The organism is Pyruvatibacter sp. HU-CL02332 (genome assembly GCF_040362765.1).
In the GTDB taxonomy this organism is placed as follows: Bacteria; Pseudomonadota; Alphaproteobacteria; order CGMCC-115125; family CGMCC-115125; genus Pyruvatibacter.
The window spans coordinates 507,266-522,441 of record NZ_BAABWK010000001.1 but is presented as its reverse complement, the minus strand read 5'-3'; the positions used below and the strand labels follow the sequence as shown (position 1 = coordinate 522,441).

At 60.3% G+C, this 15,176-nt stretch carries 15 protein-coding genes; 6 read left to right on the top strand and 9 right to left on the bottom strand.

The annotated features are described in order from the left end of the window. Window positions 1–91: 91 nt before the first annotated feature. From ABXH05_RS02550 to ABXH05_RS02540, 3 genes are all read right to left on the bottom strand, one after another. Window positions 92–529, bottom strand: coding sequence for a hypothetical protein (locus tag ABXH05_RS02550; protein WP_353559637.1), 438 nt, complete (start codon window positions 527–529; stop codon window positions 92–94). A gap of 80 nt (window positions 530–609) precedes the next feature. Beyond that, entirely contained in the window at window positions 610–1,254 is a 645-nt protein-coding gene (locus ABXH05_RS02545) for a response regulator (RefSeq protein WP_353559636.1), read from the bottom strand. 125 nt (window positions 1,255–1,379) lie between these two features. Continuing rightward, entirely contained in the window at window positions 1,380–2,087 is a 708-nt protein-coding gene (locus ABXH05_RS02540; RefSeq protein ID WP_353559635.1) for a hypothetical protein, read from the bottom strand. A 145-nt stretch (window positions 2,088–2,232) separates the two neighbouring features. Between ABXH05_RS02540 and ABXH05_RS02535 the strand changes: the two genes are divergently transcribed. After that, complete coding sequence (locus ABXH05_RS02535; protein ID WP_353559634.1) at window positions 2,233–2,727, top strand: NUDIX domain-containing protein; 495 nt, start codon at window positions 2,233–2,235, stop codon at window positions 2,725–2,727. Window positions 2,728–2,733: 6 nt separating this feature from the next. Here the strand turns inward: ABXH05_RS02535 and ABXH05_RS02530 are convergent, their stop codons facing one another. After that, window positions 2,734–4,173: an amidase gene (locus ABXH05_RS02530; RefSeq protein ID WP_353559633.1), complete on the bottom strand. Its 1,440-nt coding sequence runs from the start codon at window positions 4,171–4,173 to the stop codon at window positions 2,734–2,736. A 149-nt stretch (window positions 4,174–4,322) separates the two neighbouring features. On the opposite strand from ABXH05_RS02530, the gene ABXH05_RS02525 reads away from it, so the two are divergent. Continuing rightward, window positions 4,323–5,306: a calcium/sodium antiporter gene (locus ABXH05_RS02525; protein WP_353559632.1), complete on the top strand. Its 984-nt coding sequence runs from the start codon at window positions 4,323–4,325 to the stop codon at window positions 5,304–5,306. Window positions 5,307–5,431: 125 nt separating this feature from the next. Further along, on the top strand, window positions 5,432–5,797 hold the full coding sequence (locus ABXH05_RS02520) for a hypothetical protein (protein ID WP_353559631.1): 366 nt from the start codon (window positions 5,432–5,434) through the stop codon (window positions 5,795–5,797). 79 nt (window positions 5,798–5,876) lie between these two features. On the opposite strand, the gene ABXH05_RS02515 is transcribed toward ABXH05_RS02520, so the two are convergent. Next, entirely contained in the window at window positions 5,877–6,581 is a 705-nt protein-coding gene (locus ABXH05_RS02515) for a pirin family protein (RefSeq protein WP_353559630.1), read from the bottom strand. Between the two features lie 240 nt (window positions 6,582–6,821). Between ABXH05_RS02515 and ABXH05_RS02510 the strand changes: the two genes are divergently transcribed. Further along, window positions 6,822–7,229 carry a hypothetical protein gene (locus ABXH05_RS02510; protein WP_353559629.1) on the top strand — a complete coding sequence of 136 codons (408 nt, stop codon included), beginning with the start codon at window positions 6,822–6,824 and terminating at the stop codon, window positions 7,227–7,229. Window positions 7,230–7,288: 59 nt separating this feature from the next. Here ABXH05_RS02510 and ABXH05_RS02505 read toward each other — a convergent pair whose 3' ends face one another. Together ABXH05_RS02505 and ABXH05_RS02500 are read right to left on the bottom strand one after the other, a co-directional pair. Beyond that, complete coding sequence (locus ABXH05_RS02505; RefSeq protein ID WP_348138279.1) at window positions 7,289–8,200, bottom strand: SDR family NAD(P)-dependent oxidoreductase; 912 nt, start codon at window positions 8,198–8,200, stop codon at window positions 7,289–7,291. A 94-nt stretch (window positions 8,201–8,294) separates the two neighbouring features. Beyond that, window positions 8,295–8,756 carry a DUF1330 domain-containing protein gene (locus ABXH05_RS02500; protein WP_348138281.1) on the bottom strand — a complete coding sequence of 154 codons (462 nt, stop codon included), beginning with the start codon at window positions 8,754–8,756 and terminating at the stop codon, window positions 8,295–8,297. 52 nt (window positions 8,757–8,808) lie between these two features. On the opposite strand from ABXH05_RS02500, the gene ABXH05_RS02495 reads away from it, so the two are divergent. Both ABXH05_RS02495 and ABXH05_RS02490 read left to right on the top strand, forming a co-directional pair. After that, a complete protein-coding gene (locus ABXH05_RS02495) occupies window positions 8,809–9,399 on the top strand; it encodes a TetR/AcrR family transcriptional regulator (protein WP_353559628.1) in 591 nt (196 codons plus the stop codon). A 301-nt stretch (window positions 9,400–9,700) separates the two neighbouring features. Further along, window positions 9,701–10,282, top strand: coding sequence for a GNAT family N-acetyltransferase (locus ABXH05_RS02490; RefSeq protein ID WP_353559627.1), 582 nt, complete (start codon window positions 9,701–9,703; stop codon window positions 10,280–10,282). 3 nt (window positions 10,283–10,285) lie between these two features. Here the strand turns inward: ABXH05_RS02490 and ABXH05_RS02485 are convergent, their stop codons facing one another. After that, window positions 10,286–12,367 carry a hypothetical protein gene (locus ABXH05_RS02485; protein ID WP_353559626.1) on the bottom strand — a complete coding sequence of 694 codons (2,082 nt, stop codon included), beginning with the start codon at window positions 12,365–12,367 and terminating at the stop codon, window positions 10,286–10,288. Continuing rightward, window positions 12,367–15,174: a DUF4159 domain-containing protein gene (locus ABXH05_RS02480; protein WP_353559625.1), complete on the bottom strand. Its 2,808-nt coding sequence runs from the start codon at window positions 15,172–15,174 to the stop codon at window positions 12,367–12,369. The genes ABXH05_RS02485 and ABXH05_RS02480 overlap by 1 nt, the downstream gene beginning before the upstream one ends. Window positions 15,175–15,176 lie beyond the last annotated feature (2 nt).

The window sequence follows — 15,176 nt, the reverse complement described above, 5'->3', positions numbered from 1 at the left end:
CCCTCTTTTTCACATGGGTATGAGCTTACGCAGCTACGAGGGATTTGTGAAGAAGATGACGCAGCGTCATATATGGCGGAAATGCAGGGCTTCAGAGCCGAACCTCCTTCGGTGAAGCATCGCTCTCTCCGGAGTTGGACTGGCTGGCGGTCAGCTCCTTCTTGCGAAGCGCACACAGGCTTTCAATCAGATACTGGCCCAGGGCTTCGTTTTCGCCGCCATCCTGAGAGGCCCGTCGCAATGATGATGCATGAAGCCAGATGATATTTGCGCGGGGAGCCAGTCCGGCAGTCCGGATTTCCTCGATATAGGTGCAAAGTGCGTCGGCAATTCCAGCCTGTACTGTTTCCTCACATGATCCACACAATCCGCGCAGGTCGTGGGCCTGGAAGTAGATGTCATTCAAGTCGGCGTCTGAGTACTCGTTGTGGCCGTCAACTCTAAACCAGAGCTGCTCGACGGCATCGCGGATGCCGATTTGTGCGTCGTTGATGGCAGTGGCAGTGGCGTTTGCTACTCGGTTGGCCATGTTTGCGCTCAAACGATTTGGCATTTTTCCGCCAACCAGCCGTGCAAGCCGATTGCTTGGTTTGATAAACTCCACGGACATTACATGCTCCCCATCTGTTTGCTGTTTTGGGCAGTTCTGCCGGTCATGTCCAAGACACCCGCAGACTGCTGATAGTCAGCCAGAGAGTGGCGCTGGGCCTTGCGCTGCTGACCCATGTTTCCCGACTCCATAAATGTGGGTGGGCCAATCCGCTGGTCGGACTTGCGGCGATAGGGGCCTGTGAAATTAGGGCTCGCGCGGCGACGTCGGTTTGGGCCGAAATAGGACGGTGTGCGGACAAAGGGTCTTGGTTTTGAAATGACCTGATTGATCCGGGAGTAGAGGCCGGCGGGTGTCACCGGTTTTGCGAGATACTCGTTCACCCCCACGTCACGGGCGCGTTCGACACTGGCGCGGTTGTGGTAGCCCGTGACCATGATGATGGGAACCAGCGGATTTGGGCTGTCTGCCGCCGTCCTGACAAGGTGCACGAAATCAAAACCATCGAGGGGCTGCATCGCGGCGTCGGTGATGATGATGTCCGGTGGAAAGTCGCGCATCAATTCAAATGCTTCCGAGCCGTCCGCAGCCATCTGTATCTGCTCAAACTCCATGGCGCGCAGGATGGCGCTGTAGAGATTGCGCATGAACAGATTGTCCTCGACGATGAGGAGATGAATTCGGTCAAAACGCAATTCAGACATGGGTGTCGGCCCCCCCGGGCGAACAGTTTCAGGTCCAGTTGTATCTAACCTACAAAACACTCGTTAAAAGTGTATTAGGTAGAGTATAGGGGTTTTCAGGCTATAATTGTCCGAAAACCTTACGTCTAGCGTTTTGGGGGTTGCACTCTGGCGGCCATAAGGGCGGCATCCACCTCGAAGCGCGCTGCAAAGGCGCTTGTTTGCTGGATCGCAGCCGACAGGGCGCGGGCAATGACTTCGCGTTCCTGCGCCGTCGCAAACGCCATTTCCGGGGGTGGCAGATCAATACCATCCGGGCTGTCGGCGGAGGACACGGACGCGTTGACCCCGGGGATGATCGCCTTGGCGCGGCCCGTCCCATCCAGGGGCACTTCGAGCTGGCCTCCCAGACCGTCCAGCAGATTGGTCCGCCCGGCATAAGCGGTGCTGGCGATGCGTGTGATGTCTTCACGCAGTTCGTCGTAGCGTTCTGCCAGCAAGGCCCGGGTGCCGCTTTCCTCGTCCGTTTCGCCCGCCATGTCGTCGGTCATGGGGGCGTCAGCTGCATCCAGCAATTCCTGGGCGTCTGTCAGCCGATGGGTGATGGCGTCCAATGACAGGACGGCGGCTTCAAGTGTTTCAATCGCTGCAATGGCCGCAGCGAGATGAGGGGCGCGGACTTTTTGATCATGGGGTGTGGATTTAAGGCGAACCAGGGCCTTGCGCCCTTTGGACAGAGCGACGCTGCGATCAGCCTTGCGTCGCCGGTAAGCTGCCTTGGGGTTGGCGAATTCTTCCAGCGCTTCGAAGGCTGTTCGAGCAAGGCCGGTCGGGGAGCGTTCAAGAGCAATCATGTGGATTAGCCTATGACCGCCCTATTAGGGCCCTGCTAAGCTGCTTGGATACATTCGATCGAATTATCGATCATATTTGAATCATGTTGGGCGCCTTTTCCCATAAGGGGCCCGATGGCAGCGGGGTGGAGCGTTGGCGGGCTTAGTGAAGAACCGGTTTGTACGGCCTGTCGTCCATGTTGCGTTGAAGCTGGCCTATGCCGGATGGAAGTTCTACGCCGCCATTTTTCGACCGGTGACGCTTGGGGTGCGGGCGCTGGTGTTGAACGATCAGGGCCATGTGTTGTTGATCCGCCATACCTATGCACCGGGCTGGTTCATGCCCGGCGGCGGCGTTGGACGCGATGAAACTCTGGAAGCGGCAACCGCCCGCGAACTTTATGAAGAAGCAGGCATCCGCGCGGTGGGCGACATGAACCTTGTGGGCGCCTATGCGAACTTCCTACAGCTCAAGTCCGACCACGTCATCGTCTATGAAGTGCCTGAGTGGGAAGAAGTGGGCGATGCACCGCACGCGGATTTTGAAATTGCCGAAGCAGGTTTCTTTCCGCCAGATGCCCTGCCGGAAGGCACGACGCCGGGCACGCGTCAGCGGTTGGATGAGTACTTCTCCAACCGCCGACCCACGACCTATTGGTAGCGTACCCTAGTTGGAGGCATGCACCGGCGGACGGCGATGGGCCCATGGCTGTGCCCGTTCAAGCTGGCCTGCGAGCTGGAACAATGTTGCTTCATCGCCAAAGGGGCCCGTGAACATCATGCCGACCGGCAGTCCGTCATCGGTCCAATGCATCGGCACGGACATGGATGGCTGGCCGGTCATGTTGAACAGACCGGCAAACGGCATGTAACGGGCATTGATGTCGATATAGGCACCAATGTCGTCCCCATCCATGTTGACGGTGCCAAGCGGTACGGGCGGCAGGGCAAGGGTCGGCGACAGCAGCACATCATAGTCATTCATGAAGGCTGCAACCTGACGGCTGAACTGGTGGATAAGCAAAGTGCCGCGCGCGACATCCGTGCCACTCAGGCTGCGGCCGTTTTCAGCGATGGCCCAGGTGATGTTTTCAACTTCCTGCTGAGCGATCGGACGTCCCAGTGCCTCACCGCGCATGTCCAGCGCCAGGGCCGTGCTGCTGGCGATCAGGCCAATCTGTGCAACGGTCATTTCATTGGGGTCAATGGCAGGTGCGGCCTGTGTCACGGTGTGGCCGAGGGACTCAAGCAGTTTGACGGTTGCTTCAAGACCAGCGCTGACGGCTGCATCGGCGCTATTGCCATTGGGGCCTGTGTCGGTGACTGCAATGCGCAGCGGGCGTGGCTCGATGCCGACTTCGTCCAGGAAGGGCCGCTTGGGCTCCGGGCAGGAATAGGGATCTCCGGGTGCGGGGCCGGCGGTGGCATCCAGAAGGGCTGCGTTGTCGCGCACAGTGCGGCTGACGGCGTGACTTGCGGACATGCCGCCCCAACCTTCACCGCGATCAGGACCCAGCGGTGTGCGCGCGCGCGACGGCTTCATGCCGAAGAGGCCGCAGGCAGATGCGGGAATGCGGATGGACCCACCGCCATCCGATGCATTGGCCAAAGGCAGCACGCCTGCTGCCACGGCTGCTGCTGCACCGCCGGATGAGCCGCCGGGCGAATGATCCGTGTTCCAGGGATTGTGGGTTGGCCCGTATAGGCGTGGTTCTGTTGTGCCGGCCAGACCGAACTCGGGGGAGTTGGTCTTGCCAAAGATGACAAGGCCCGCGTCCTTGTACCGCTCTGTCAGGGTTGAATCATGGTCTGCCACATTGTCCTTGAAAGCACCGGAGCCAAAGCTCGTCACGGTGCCTGTCATCAGCAGGTGCAGGTCCTTGAGCAAGAAGGGCACGCCTTTGAAGGGGCCGTCCGGCAGTCCGGCATCGATGGCGGCGCGGGCTTCGTCATAGTGCTTGAGGGGCACGGAATTGAGGGCGCCGTCGACTTTTTCCAGCCGCGAGATGGCCTCATCCAGCAATTCTGTGGAGGTGACTTCCTTCTTTGCGACAAGCTCCGCCAGACCCAAAGCGTCATAGTCGTCATATTCCTTGAAGCCCGTCATAAAATTCTCTCCCCGCATTGCTATGAATTGCTGCTTGGGCGCATCTTACCGGCACATTTTGGTATGAGTCACGGTAACCGCACATCAATGCCTTTCAGGCAGGTTGGTGATTGGTCAGTAAATGACGGCAGGCTAGGTAGAATATGTTTATGAGTTACGTGCTGGTTCTTGGCGGACTGGTGTTGTTGGCGGTTGGTGGTGAAGCTTTGATCCGTGGGGCAGTGGCTCTGGCGGAACGCCTGTCCATCTCTCCCGTGTTTGTCGGACTTACCGTGGTTGCCCTTGGTACGTCGGCGCCAGAACTGACCGTGGCCATCAATGCATCACTCGCAGGCACACCGGACATCGCCATTGGCAGCGTTATCGGCTCCAACATTTCCAACATATTTTTGGTGCTGGCGGTTACGGCCCTCATCCAACCGATCGTCTGTGAACCGCGCATGGTTTTCCGTGATGGCATGTTCCTACTTGCCATCAGCTTTGGTATTGCGATGGTTGCCCTCACGGGTGCCATTACAGTCGGGCAGGGTGGGGCCATGCTTGTGCTGCTCGTGCTCTATCTGGCGTATAGCTATTGGTCGGAAGTCGTCCGCAAGGCGCCTTCAGCTGAGCGTCGTCAGGCTGAAGTGGAAGAATATGACGGCATTCCTCCGAAATTCATTTATGCGATCCCCGCCATTCTGGCTGGTCTCGTCGGTGTGATTTTCGGGGCTGATTTTCTGGTCGAGGGTGCATCAGATATCGCCCGTGCTGCTGGAGTGTCGGAAGCTGTCATTGGCCTGTCGCTGGTGGCTGTGGGCACGTCACTGCCAGAATTGGCCGTATCGGCGCTTGCCGCCTTTCGCGGTCACGCAGGTGTTGCGGTCGGCAATGTCATCGGGTCCAACATTTCCAATCTGCTGCTCATTCTGGGCACCACAGCCGTAATTGGTGGTGCCCCCGTGGCGGAACAGATTGCGCGCTACGATGTGTGGATCATGGTCGCGGCCACGGCAATCATGGTGCCGGTCATGGTCAGTGGCATGCGGATCAGCCGTGGTGAAGGGGTGGCATTTCTTGCAGCCTATGTCCTGTACATCGTGTCGTTGTTCACCGGCGTGCCTGCCATGATCATGAGTGTGCTGTACGCCTGACGCGGCAGTTTCCCCGCGCCGCGTGACAGCCCACAAAAGGCCAAGTACGCGCCGCATTTCTGCCCGGAAGCGATGGGAGAGTTCTCTCGCTGCGAAGGGGGTCCTACCTAGTAGGAGACACAGTAATGAGTTTGTGCAGCAAGGGTGCCACGCACACATCAATCATCGCTTCAGTTGCCATCATCGGTGGACTGGCTCTTGGAGGCGCTGCCTACGCAGCCTCTCCGGATGGCGACGAGAGTGCGTCTGGCAAACATGAATTTGCGTCACCGGAAACAATCGCCAGCATCTGGGGCGACGACGAGGCTGAGACTGAAGCCACGGACGATGCCACCAAAACGTCACCGGATGACGTTGATCCCGGTGCCCAGGGTGATGCCGATCCTGGAACCTATGATGATCCGTATGGCAGTACCGGTGAAGTGGAAGAGTTGGATGATGACAAATCCGACGACGACGTTCTGCTCAACGACGGTACGCGGCTTGAGTAAGCCCAACCCGATTGCCTGAAACGATTGCAGGCCCCGCCACTGAACATGGCGGGGCCTGCTTGTTGTTGCCTGCTGTGCCTTAGGCGGGAACATCCGCCAACAGGATTTCAGCCGCCGTATCGCCTGCGACCTCGACCCTGATTTCAGAGACATCTTTCAACGCAGCACCTTCACGGGCGCTGACGGGTTCGCCGTTGACGAGAACGTCGCCCTTGGCTGGCACCAGATACGCATAGCGTCCTTCACCCAACGTATGGGTGATGCTTTCGCCCGCTTTCAGCGTTGCGCCATATACCGACGCATCAGCACGGATGGGCAGGGCACCTTCATGGCCCTGACCGGATGCAAGCGCCACGAGTCCGCCAGACCTGTCTTCCTTGGGGAAGCGTGCCTGGTCCCACTGGGGCGTTCCGCCGGCCTGAGAAGGCGCAATCCAGATCTGGAAAATGCGGGTCGCTTCGTCTTCGCGATTGTGTTCCGCGTGCTGAATGCCATTGCCGGCAGACATCACCTGAACATCTCCTGCTTCTGTACGACCTTCGTTTCCCAGATGGTCCTTGTGGGTGATGGCGCCGTCACGCACATAGGTGATGATTTCCATATCGCGATGGCCATGCAGATCAAAGCCGGTGTGCGGATCAATGGTGTCATCGTTCCAGACCAGCAGGCTGCCCCATCCGTTTCGGCCCACATGGCGGTGGGGTCCGAAATTGAAGTGATGATAGGCATCCAGCCAGGGAAGGCGGGTGTGTGGGTGATCGTCAAATTTGCGGATATCAACCATGTGAGCCTCCAGTTTTTGAGGACGCAGAAGACCTGCGCCTGATGTTGGTCTCAATATGGAGAGGTTTCGGCGCTGGATAACGGGTGCAGGCGGCACAACAATTTTTCTGGCTGGGAAACAATGGTGGATTGGCAGGTCTCCCGAATATGTGACCGTGACCTGCTTTGTTTGATTGGTGTTTCCGTCGGTGTTCGGCGACCATGGCTGTGTGGGGCGAACATTCATCAAGGAGCGAATTGGATGAATATGTTTTTGAAGCAGGCTGTTGCTGGCGCTGGTCTGGCGCTGGCTGGATTTGCTGTTCCCGCCATGGCTGACACGGGAACGCCTGCATCGGCATCAACCCCGGTGAGTGCGGTGGCGTTGCCGTCAGACAGTGATGCGTTGCGGTCGCTTGAGCACCAGCACCGCCGGATCGTGCGCACGGCCATTCGTCAGTGCAATTCCAGCCAGATCAAGCAGCGCGGTATCATCGTCAATCCCTGCGTGATCAGCGGTGTTGTTCATGGTGTGGAGCTTGCCGATGATCCGCAGCTGACGGCCTATGACGCAGCTTTGCCATCGCAGGCCCGGTATGATGACCGTCGGCCGCAGTCTATCTGGCGCACGGTGGCGCGCCGACATGCGGCGGCGTCCGAGCTTCACTGAAACAAAAGGGCGGCTCCGAGGAGCCGCCCTTTTGCATTCAGATGTTTGACGGTGCCGGCCTAGACCGGTTCCCAGGTAAACACGCTGCCGGTGTTGCCCAGGTCCAGCATGTCCGCCTTCATGGCCGGGAAGCCATGCTCGAGCAGTGTTTCCGGCGACCAGCCTTCCATGCGTGTCATGCCGCGCAGAGGACGTGACTGGCTCATGAGGAAGACTTCATTGCCGCGGGCCACGAAGATCTGACCGGATACGTCAGATGGTGCGGACAGGCCAATGGCAAGCTGTGCCACCTGGTCAGCACGCATGGCGTTTTTCATGCGCTCAACGCGCTTCTGGCTTTCTTCGTCCTTCACGGGAATGGTCGCGATCATCCGTGTCCATGCAAAGGGTGCGATGATGTTGGAACGCACATTCTTCATGGCCCCTTCCATGGCAATGATGCGCGACAGACCCGCGACGCCCATCTTGGCGGCAGCATAGTTCGCCTGACCCACATTGCCGATGATGCCGGACGTGGAGGTGAACAGCACATAGGCGCCGTCCTGCTGCTCGCGGAAGTGATTGATGGTGGCGCGGGTGACATTGTACGCGCCATTGAGATGCACATTGATGACCGCGTCCCAGTCTTCATCGTCCATCTTGTGGAACATCTTGTCGCGCAGAATGCCTGCCGGGTTGATGACCACGTTGAGGCCGCCGAACTCGTCCATGGCCTGCTGGAACATGTGGTCGGCACCCTTGCGGTCGCTGACGCTGTCAGAGTTGGCAACGGCTTCACCGCCGGCCGCCTTGATTTCGTCGGCTACGTCCTGTGCCGGGCTGGAATCACCTGCGTCACCACCAGCAACGCTGCCGCCCAGATCGTTGATCACGACCTTTGCGCCTGCACGTGCCGCCAGTACGGCGCATTCCTTGCCGATGCCACGGGCAGCGCCTGTAACCAGAACCACTTTTCCGTCAAGAACACCCATCTGCGTTTTCTCCCATACGTGTTTTGAAGAGCGTGTTGACGGGCAAGCTAGCGGGAACTGGGTCAGGATCAAAGGGTGTTTGGGCGCGGGGTACCTACATCGTGCAAAGACTGACGCGCTGATCTGCCAAGGCTGCGGTTCTGTGGATGAAGCAGTCGCGATATTCTGGGTCTTCGAAAATCGCAAAAATACCCTGCGGATTTTGATACTGGCCGATGGCCACAAGGTCCCACTGAGCATCCTCACCAATCAAGGTGCCTGCTGGCAGGCTCATCATCAAAAAATGTCCTCCTGCACGGGTAAGAGCGTCACCGCTGACGGCAGTGTAGAGGCCAAAAGCCTCATGGCCGTTTAGTTCGGTGGCCCGTCCATCCGGGTATAGGGCGCGCTCGCGAAACCGGAAGTGATTGATAAGGGCAACGGTAGCGGTGTCTGGCAGGCCTGCGAGCATGTCCCACTGCGCTTTCGTCGGCACTGATCCTTCGGGATGATCAGCATAGGCCGCCATGATGCGGGCAATGCGGTCTTCGACCGGGTGTGTGATTTGGCTTGGCATGAGAGTGGCTCCTGGATAATTTACACGTGTCAAATAGGAGTGAATGTTACACGTGTCAAATATTGATCGCACAACCCGCACGCGGCTGAGCATCCTTGATGCTGCCTGGGACCTGATCGCAGAGCAGGGTGCGTCCGCGAGTATTGCTGAAATAGCGACCGCCGCCGGTATCACACGGCAGAGTGTCTATGTGCATTTTGGCTCGCGCGGGGGGCTGCTTATGGCCCTGCTCAAGCGGGCGGATGACCGGGGGGAGATTTTCGAGATGTTTGCAACGGCCTTGAGTGAGAAGGACCCCGCGACCCGGCTTGAGGCGGCCCTAGATGCCTGGCTTGCATTTGTCCCCGATATTATGCCGGTCGCACGTGATCTCGTCAGGTTACGGTCTACTGACGATGATGTGGCTGCTGCCTGGAAGGACCGCATGGACGAGTTGCTCGGGGTTTGGCGGCAGGTGGCAAAATCACTGGCGCGAGACAAGGCCCTTGCGGCGGGATGGACGCAGGCAGAAGCAGCGGACTTTATCTGGACCTCTTCTTCGGTGCAGACCTATGACCTGCTGACATCTGATCGTGGCTGGACGCACAAGCGGGCCTGCAAGGCTGTTAAGCGTGGCGTTTCGCGCACCATTCTTGCCTCTTAGGTGGCAGTCTGCCCGCCAAGGCTTTACGGGGGCTATATTGGCGTGATACCAGACCCTCGCTTTTCAGACGTTCCGCGCTCTTGCGGGACCAACCGGGATCACCACACGCAATGATTTTGCGCTGCCAGCGACGACGACCCATGACGCGCCCTGCGTCGGCTATGGCATTTGCCAGCCGATCCATGCGCGCATCGTGCCTCGTGCGCCCTGCAGCTGCCGCGTAACCGGTAGGCGGCTCAATCGGGCGGCAGCACGTTTCGTTTCGCTGTCAAAAAACCGGTTGATCAGGATATTTGTTCCCATGCCGTCTCATTCCTCCTCTGCGCCTGCGTCATCCACACCTTTTGTCGTGCGGCCCCAGACACAAGGCCACGCCAAGGCCGTTGATACTCTTCTGGACCTGGCCTTTGGGCCTGGCCGTTTTGCCAAGGCCTCTTACCGGCTGCGTGAGGGCGTAGACCCCATCGATAGTCTGTCGTTTGTCGCCGAGTACACCAATGTTGCCGGACCAAGAGGCCACACTGAGGAAAAGCTGGCTGGCAGCATCCGCTACTGGCCCATTCAGATCGGGCCGAATGCGGAAGGTTTGGTTACCGACGCACTGTTGCTGGGACCGCTTGCAGTTGCCCCGGACCTGCAAAGCAAGGGGGCCGGGTTGGCTTTGATGGCGGCAAGTCTGGCTGCTGCAAAAGAGCAGGGCCACAGGCTGGTGTTTCTGGTGGGCGACCTGCCGTATTACCAACGGGCCGGGTTTTCAAAAGTGCCAGCGGGTCAGGTCGTGATGCCGCAGCCCTATGATCCCGAACGCCTTTTGTGGATTGCCCTTGAACCTGGGGCGGACGCCGGTGTTGCGGGCGCCATGTTGCGTCCGCGCGTGCTTTAGCCTCTAGCGGCCTTCGCGTCGCCACGCCAGCATGAAAGCACCCAGCGCAATCAGCAACGCGAACTCGGGACGGATCAGCGTGTGTTCGCTCACCGCCCGTACCGCATACTCGCTGTTGGCATTTAGGCCGATCCAGTCTGAGCCTGACGCGTTGCGTCCAGGTCGGATGCGGCGGATCGTTGGGATGTCAGTGTCGGCAAGGTAGCGCGTGCTGCCTTTTGTTTCCGCCACAAGCTCTGCCACCTCGGTGTCGGTAACGCGCACATCTGCAAACTCTTTCGGGTTGAGCGGACCGGCAGCGGTGATGGCTGTCTGGGTTCCATCGTCGAGCCGGTAGAGGCCCATCTGGTCGATTTCCATGCGCGCGGTGAAGAGGCCGGGGCCTTCTTCAGCAAGTCGGACGTCTTCCGTGGTGCCATCAGGTTTAGTGACGGTAACGGGTGGCACGTCCTCGCCCATGGTCTGGCGCGCGATGGTAAGCGTGTTGCCCTGTGCGCGCGCCTGCAGTTTTTCTTCTTCGAGGTCCGGCTCTTTCATGAGCCAATGGGCAAGGCGGCGCAGCATTTCAGCCTGTGGGCCGCCGCCTTCATAGCCGCGCGTCCACAGCCATGCATGATCTGACAGGAGTTGCGCCACGCGGCCTTCGCCGACACGGTCCAGCACCATCAGTGGTTTTTCACCGGGGCCCTCCATCAATGTGTTTCCGGTCGCCTGTTCCGCATCAATCAGGCGGAACCAGCGGCCCCAGTTTGGCGGCGATTGATCGGCGCCCGGCAGACCGGATGTCACGGGATGGCGCTGGCCGATGTCCGTGACCTGCGGGTAGTAGCCCTCCGCGATGATATCGCCGGTGGGCGCGGCCGGCAGCACGCCGGCCAGAGGTGTGCGGAAGATTGAGAAGGGCGACGCAAAATCCGGGCCCGCCGCCATCAGCAATGCGCCGCCATTGTCCACGTAGTTGGCAACGTTCTGCAGATACGACACCGGCAGCACGCCACGGCGGCGATAGCGGTCGAAGATCACCAGATCGAATTCCTGCAGCTTCACCGAGAACAGTTCACGGGTCGGGAAGGCGATCAGCGACAGCTCATTGATTGGCGTGCCGTCCTGTTTTTCGGGCGGGCGCAGAATAGTGAAGTGCACGAGATCAACGGCGGGGTCCGCCTTCAGCAGGTTGCGCCATGTGCGCTCGCCGGCATGCGGCTCGCCGGAGACCAGCAGCACCCGCAGTCGGTCACGAATGCCATTGGCAATGGCGACGGCGCGGTTATTTTCCAGTGTTATCTCGGATGGACCAGCGGCGGCTTCAATCTCGATGACGTTTTCGCCACCATGCTCCAGATCGATTTCGATCTCCTGGGTGATGCCGGTGGTGACGGTGACGGGCGGTAGCGGTTCGCCGTCAACATGCAGGATGATGTCAGCAGGAACAGGGCCCGCCTTGGACCCGCGATCATCCACCCGCAGCTTGAGGGTGATGCTTTCGCCGACAATTGCAAAGCGGGGGGCGTCTTCAATGGTCAGGATGCGGTCCGCTTCGTCCGGGCTGCCGGTCAGTAGCGCATGGAACGGTGCGCCGGTGGTGGCCAGAGTGCGGGGTGCCAGGTCATGTATCTGACCATCGGTAACGGCAATAATGCCGGCAACGCGTTCGGGCGGGACATCGCCGATGGCGCTTTCAATGGCCGAGAAGAGCTGCGTCCCGCCGCTGTCGCTGGTTTGCGTCATGCTCAGGGCATCCGTCACGTCGACTTCGCGAACGTCCAGTCCTGATTCCGCTTCAAGGCTGGTGCGCAGAGCATCGGCGGTTGCGTCTGTCAGCGATGTTCGGTCCTTGAGCGTGTTTGATTGCGACCGATCAACCACGAGCACCGCAACATCGGTGACCGGCTCACGGTCTTCGCGCAGGGCTGCGGGATTGAGCAGGGCAATGACCAAAGCGGAATAGGCAATGATACGCCACCACGCGCCTGCGCCGCGTCGCCACAGGCTGACAGCAATGAGCGCGACAGCCAGCACGATGGCGACGGTCAGCAGACCGTCGGATATCAGGGGTGAAAAACTGATCTGCCAGGTCGCGTCCATTACTGGCCCAGCCTTTCAAGCAGAGCAGGCACATGTACCTGATCCGCCTTGTAGTTGCCGGTCAGGGCATACATCACGAGATTGACGCCGAAGCGCCGGGCCATTTCGCGCTGGCGCTCGCCGCCGGGCACGGGCTGCGCCATGGGCAGGCCACGTGCATCAATCGCCCAGGCGGCAGCAAAGTCGTTTGAGCCGATAAGCAGGGGCGTCACGCCATCCTGATTGAGCGTGCCGGGGCTGGACGTGGCGTCGCCGCGGGCTTGCACCCACAGGTCACCACCGGCCCATCGACCGGGGAAGGTCCGCAACAGATAGAACGCCTTGGTGAGCACATGGTCTTCGCCAACGGGCTCAAGCGGTGGCACATCGAGGTTCCCCAGCAGTGCGCGTAGGGCGTCGTTTCCCGGCGATGATCCGATGGCTTCAATGCGCTGGTGGTCCATGGTGTCAAAAAGGATCGTGCCGCCGCGCTTCATGTAGTTGTCAACGCTGGCAAGTGCCTCGGCGGACAGAGCCGGCTGGCTGGGCAGGACCGGCCAGTAGAGCATGGGGTAGAAGGCAAGTTCATCGCGTTCCACATTCACGCCCAATGGCTCCGCAGGCTCAATGGCGGTACGGCTGCGCAAAACCTGACTGAGACCAGAGAGACCAGCGCGGCTCATCTCATCGACGGTTGCGTCGCCGGTGATGACATAGGCCAGCCGCGTATCAAGGGTTGCCAGAAGAGCCACATCGTCTCCTGCTTTGGCTTCCTCCTGAGCGCTGGCCTGATCCGGCAGGCCTATGAGCAGTGCCGCTGCCAGCAACACGGACGCGCCGGTGCCCAGTCGGGCGGCTAGTGAGGGTGGTACTCTCAGGCGGCCGGACAGGACGAGCGCGACAAGCCCATCGAAGAGCAGCAGGGCCAGTGCGAGTGTCAAAAGCCACGGCTTGAGTTCTGTTTCGCTGCTGCCTGCGTAAGCGGTCCTGGTTGTGGCAAACGAGGTATCCAACGGCGTGAGCACTGTGTCGGCTGCGATGACATTCAAGGCGCGGAAGCCATCCGGCGTGCCATACAGACCGGGGGGGTGGGCCGGTGAAGGCCGCAACGCATCAATTTCCTTTTGCGCAACTGGCTGTGCCAGGGGCGCGGGCGCAACCAAGCGACCATTGCCATCAAGGGATTGATAGGGCGGCAGGAGTTGCGCCGTATCGGTGTCGTTGGCGCCGGTGCCGCGGCTCAAATCAAGCAGGCGACGGAGCATCTCAACATACAGGCCTGAAAGCGGCAGGTTCGACCAGTCCGTGTCCGCTGATACGTGGAAAAGGACGACCCAGCCCTCACCACGCTGGGCGGCGGTGACCAGGGGAGTGCCGTCGGTCAGTCGTGCCCATGTGTTGTTGGTGAGATCGCTGGAGGGCTCAGCCAGAACCTGCCGATTGATTTCAACGTCGTCAGGAATGGGCAGGCCGGCAAAGGGGCTTGCCTCTTCAAAGGGGGCCAGTCCCTGAGGGGCTGCCCATGTCAGCGCCCCGCCAAGCGCCCGACCGCCGCCGCGCAGAGCAACCGGCATCAGATCATCAGTGTTGGCAGCAAGGCGCGGTCCGGCAAAGCGCACGAGTGTGCCGCCGGTCTCTACCCAATTGCGCACGAGGTCTGCATCGTTGCCCACAAGTTGGCCGACATCTGCGGTGATGAGCATGGACAAGGGACGTGACAGGAGGTCTTCAACCTCGGACGTGTCGTCTCCGGTCCGTGCCTCACGGATTTCAGCAAACGGGCTGGTGGCACGGCGCAGGTAATAAAGGTCAGAAAGGAGCGGCTGCGCATCGTCTGCCTTGCCGCCACCGGCAACCAGGCCGACGGTGCGCCGCTGCCAGCGGTCATCCAGCAGTGTCACCGCACCAGCGGATTGTTCGCCGGTGATGGCGATGCGGGTGATGGCATTGCGGAGTTCCAGAGGCATGTCGATGGTGACGGTGCGTTGGGTCTCGCCATCAGCAAATGCAAACTCAGCTTCCGACAGGCGCCGATCGCCGGACCCGAAGGCTGCAATCCTGCCGCCATGCTGGCCGTTGCCGGCAGGGCGGACAATCGTCACATCCAGTGTCTGGCCAATCTGGGACGGAGGCCGAATGGCCAGGGCCAGATCGCCGGGTGCTGGCGAAACAAGTGTAATGTCACCATGGCGGGCGAGGTCATCAGCAAAGGCCTGCGCCATCGGGCTGCCGTTTGTGTCAGCGAGACCATCGCTGAGCCAGATCACCTGCCAGTCGCCCTGATTTGGGAGGGCTGCTTGCGTCAATCTTGTGGCGGCTGCGGCAAAGTCCGTGCCCAGTGCCCGAGGGGCCAGCGCGGCCGCAAAGGCGGACGCATCGTCGGCGGTCATGACATTGAGGGTGGCTGCATTGGCGCGTGGCGTGGTTGGTAAAACCACTACATCGCGGTCGGCGCGTCGGGCATTTGCCAGCAGGCCATCCAGCGTTGCGGCACGGCGGTTCCAGTCGGGGGCTGCGGCCCAGCTGTCATCCACCACCAGCAGAAGCGGGCCGGAGCCTTCTTCTGCGGTTGTCGGATTTGCCACGGGTTCGGCAAAGGCGAGAATCAACAAAGTGGCAGCGAGCAGCCGCAGCGCCATCAGCCACCACGGGGTCTGGGCGGGAGTTTCGTCTTCATCGTTGAGACCCAGCAGGAGTTGAATGGCCGGGAAGCGCACGCGATTGGGGGCGGGCGGCGTCACGCGCAACAGCCACCAGATGACCGGCAGGGCGGCAAGGCCAATGAGGGCGAGCGGTGCGGCAAAGCCGATGGGACCAAGACTGAGCATGC

Coding starts and splice junctions, on each gene's coding strand:
- ABXH05_RS02515 (WP_353559630.1), bottom strand. CDS start 6,581: ATGGTTGATATCCGCAAATTTGACGATCACCCACACACCCGCCTTCCC.
- ABXH05_RS02485 (WP_353559626.1), bottom strand. CDS start 12,367: ATGGACGCGACCTGGCAGATCAGTTTTTCACCCCTGATATCCGACGGT.
- ABXH05_RS02550 (WP_353559637.1), bottom strand. CDS start 529: ATGGCCAACCGAGTAGCAAACGCCACTGCCACTGCCATCAACGACGCA.
- ABXH05_RS02480 (WP_353559625.1), bottom strand. CDS start 15,174: ATGCTCAGTCTTGGTCCCATCGGCTTTGCCGCACCGCTCGCCCTCATT.
- ABXH05_RS02525 (WP_353559632.1), top strand. CDS start 4,323: ATGAGTTACGTGCTGGTTCTTGGCGGACTGGTGTTGTTGGCGGTTGGT.
- ABXH05_RS02545 (WP_353559636.1), bottom strand. CDS start 1,254: ATGTCTGAATTGCGTTTTGACCGAATTCATCTCCTCATCGTCGAGGAC.
- ABXH05_RS02530 (WP_353559633.1), bottom strand. CDS start 4,173: ATGACGGGCTTCAAGGAATATGACGACTATGACGCTTTGGGTCTGGCG.
- ABXH05_RS02510 (WP_353559629.1), top strand. CDS start 6,822: ATGAATATGTTTTTGAAGCAGGCTGTTGCTGGCGCTGGTCTGGCGCTG.
- ABXH05_RS02520 (WP_353559631.1), top strand. CDS start 5,432: ATGAGTTTGTGCAGCAAGGGTGCCACGCACACATCAATCATCGCTTCA.
- ABXH05_RS02505 (WP_348138279.1), bottom strand. CDS start 8,200: ATGGGTGTTCTTGACGGAAAAGTGGTTCTGGTTACAGGCGCTGCCCGT.
- ABXH05_RS02490 (WP_353559627.1), top strand. CDS start 9,701: ATGCCGTCTCATTCCTCCTCTGCGCCTGCGTCATCCACACCTTTTGTC.
- ABXH05_RS02540 (WP_353559635.1), bottom strand. CDS start 2,087: ATGATTGCTCTTGAACGCTCCCCGACCGGCCTTGCTCGAACAGCCTTC.
- ABXH05_RS02500 (WP_348138281.1), bottom strand. CDS start 8,756: ATGCCAAGCCAAATCACACACCCGGTCGAAGACCGCATTGCCCGCATC.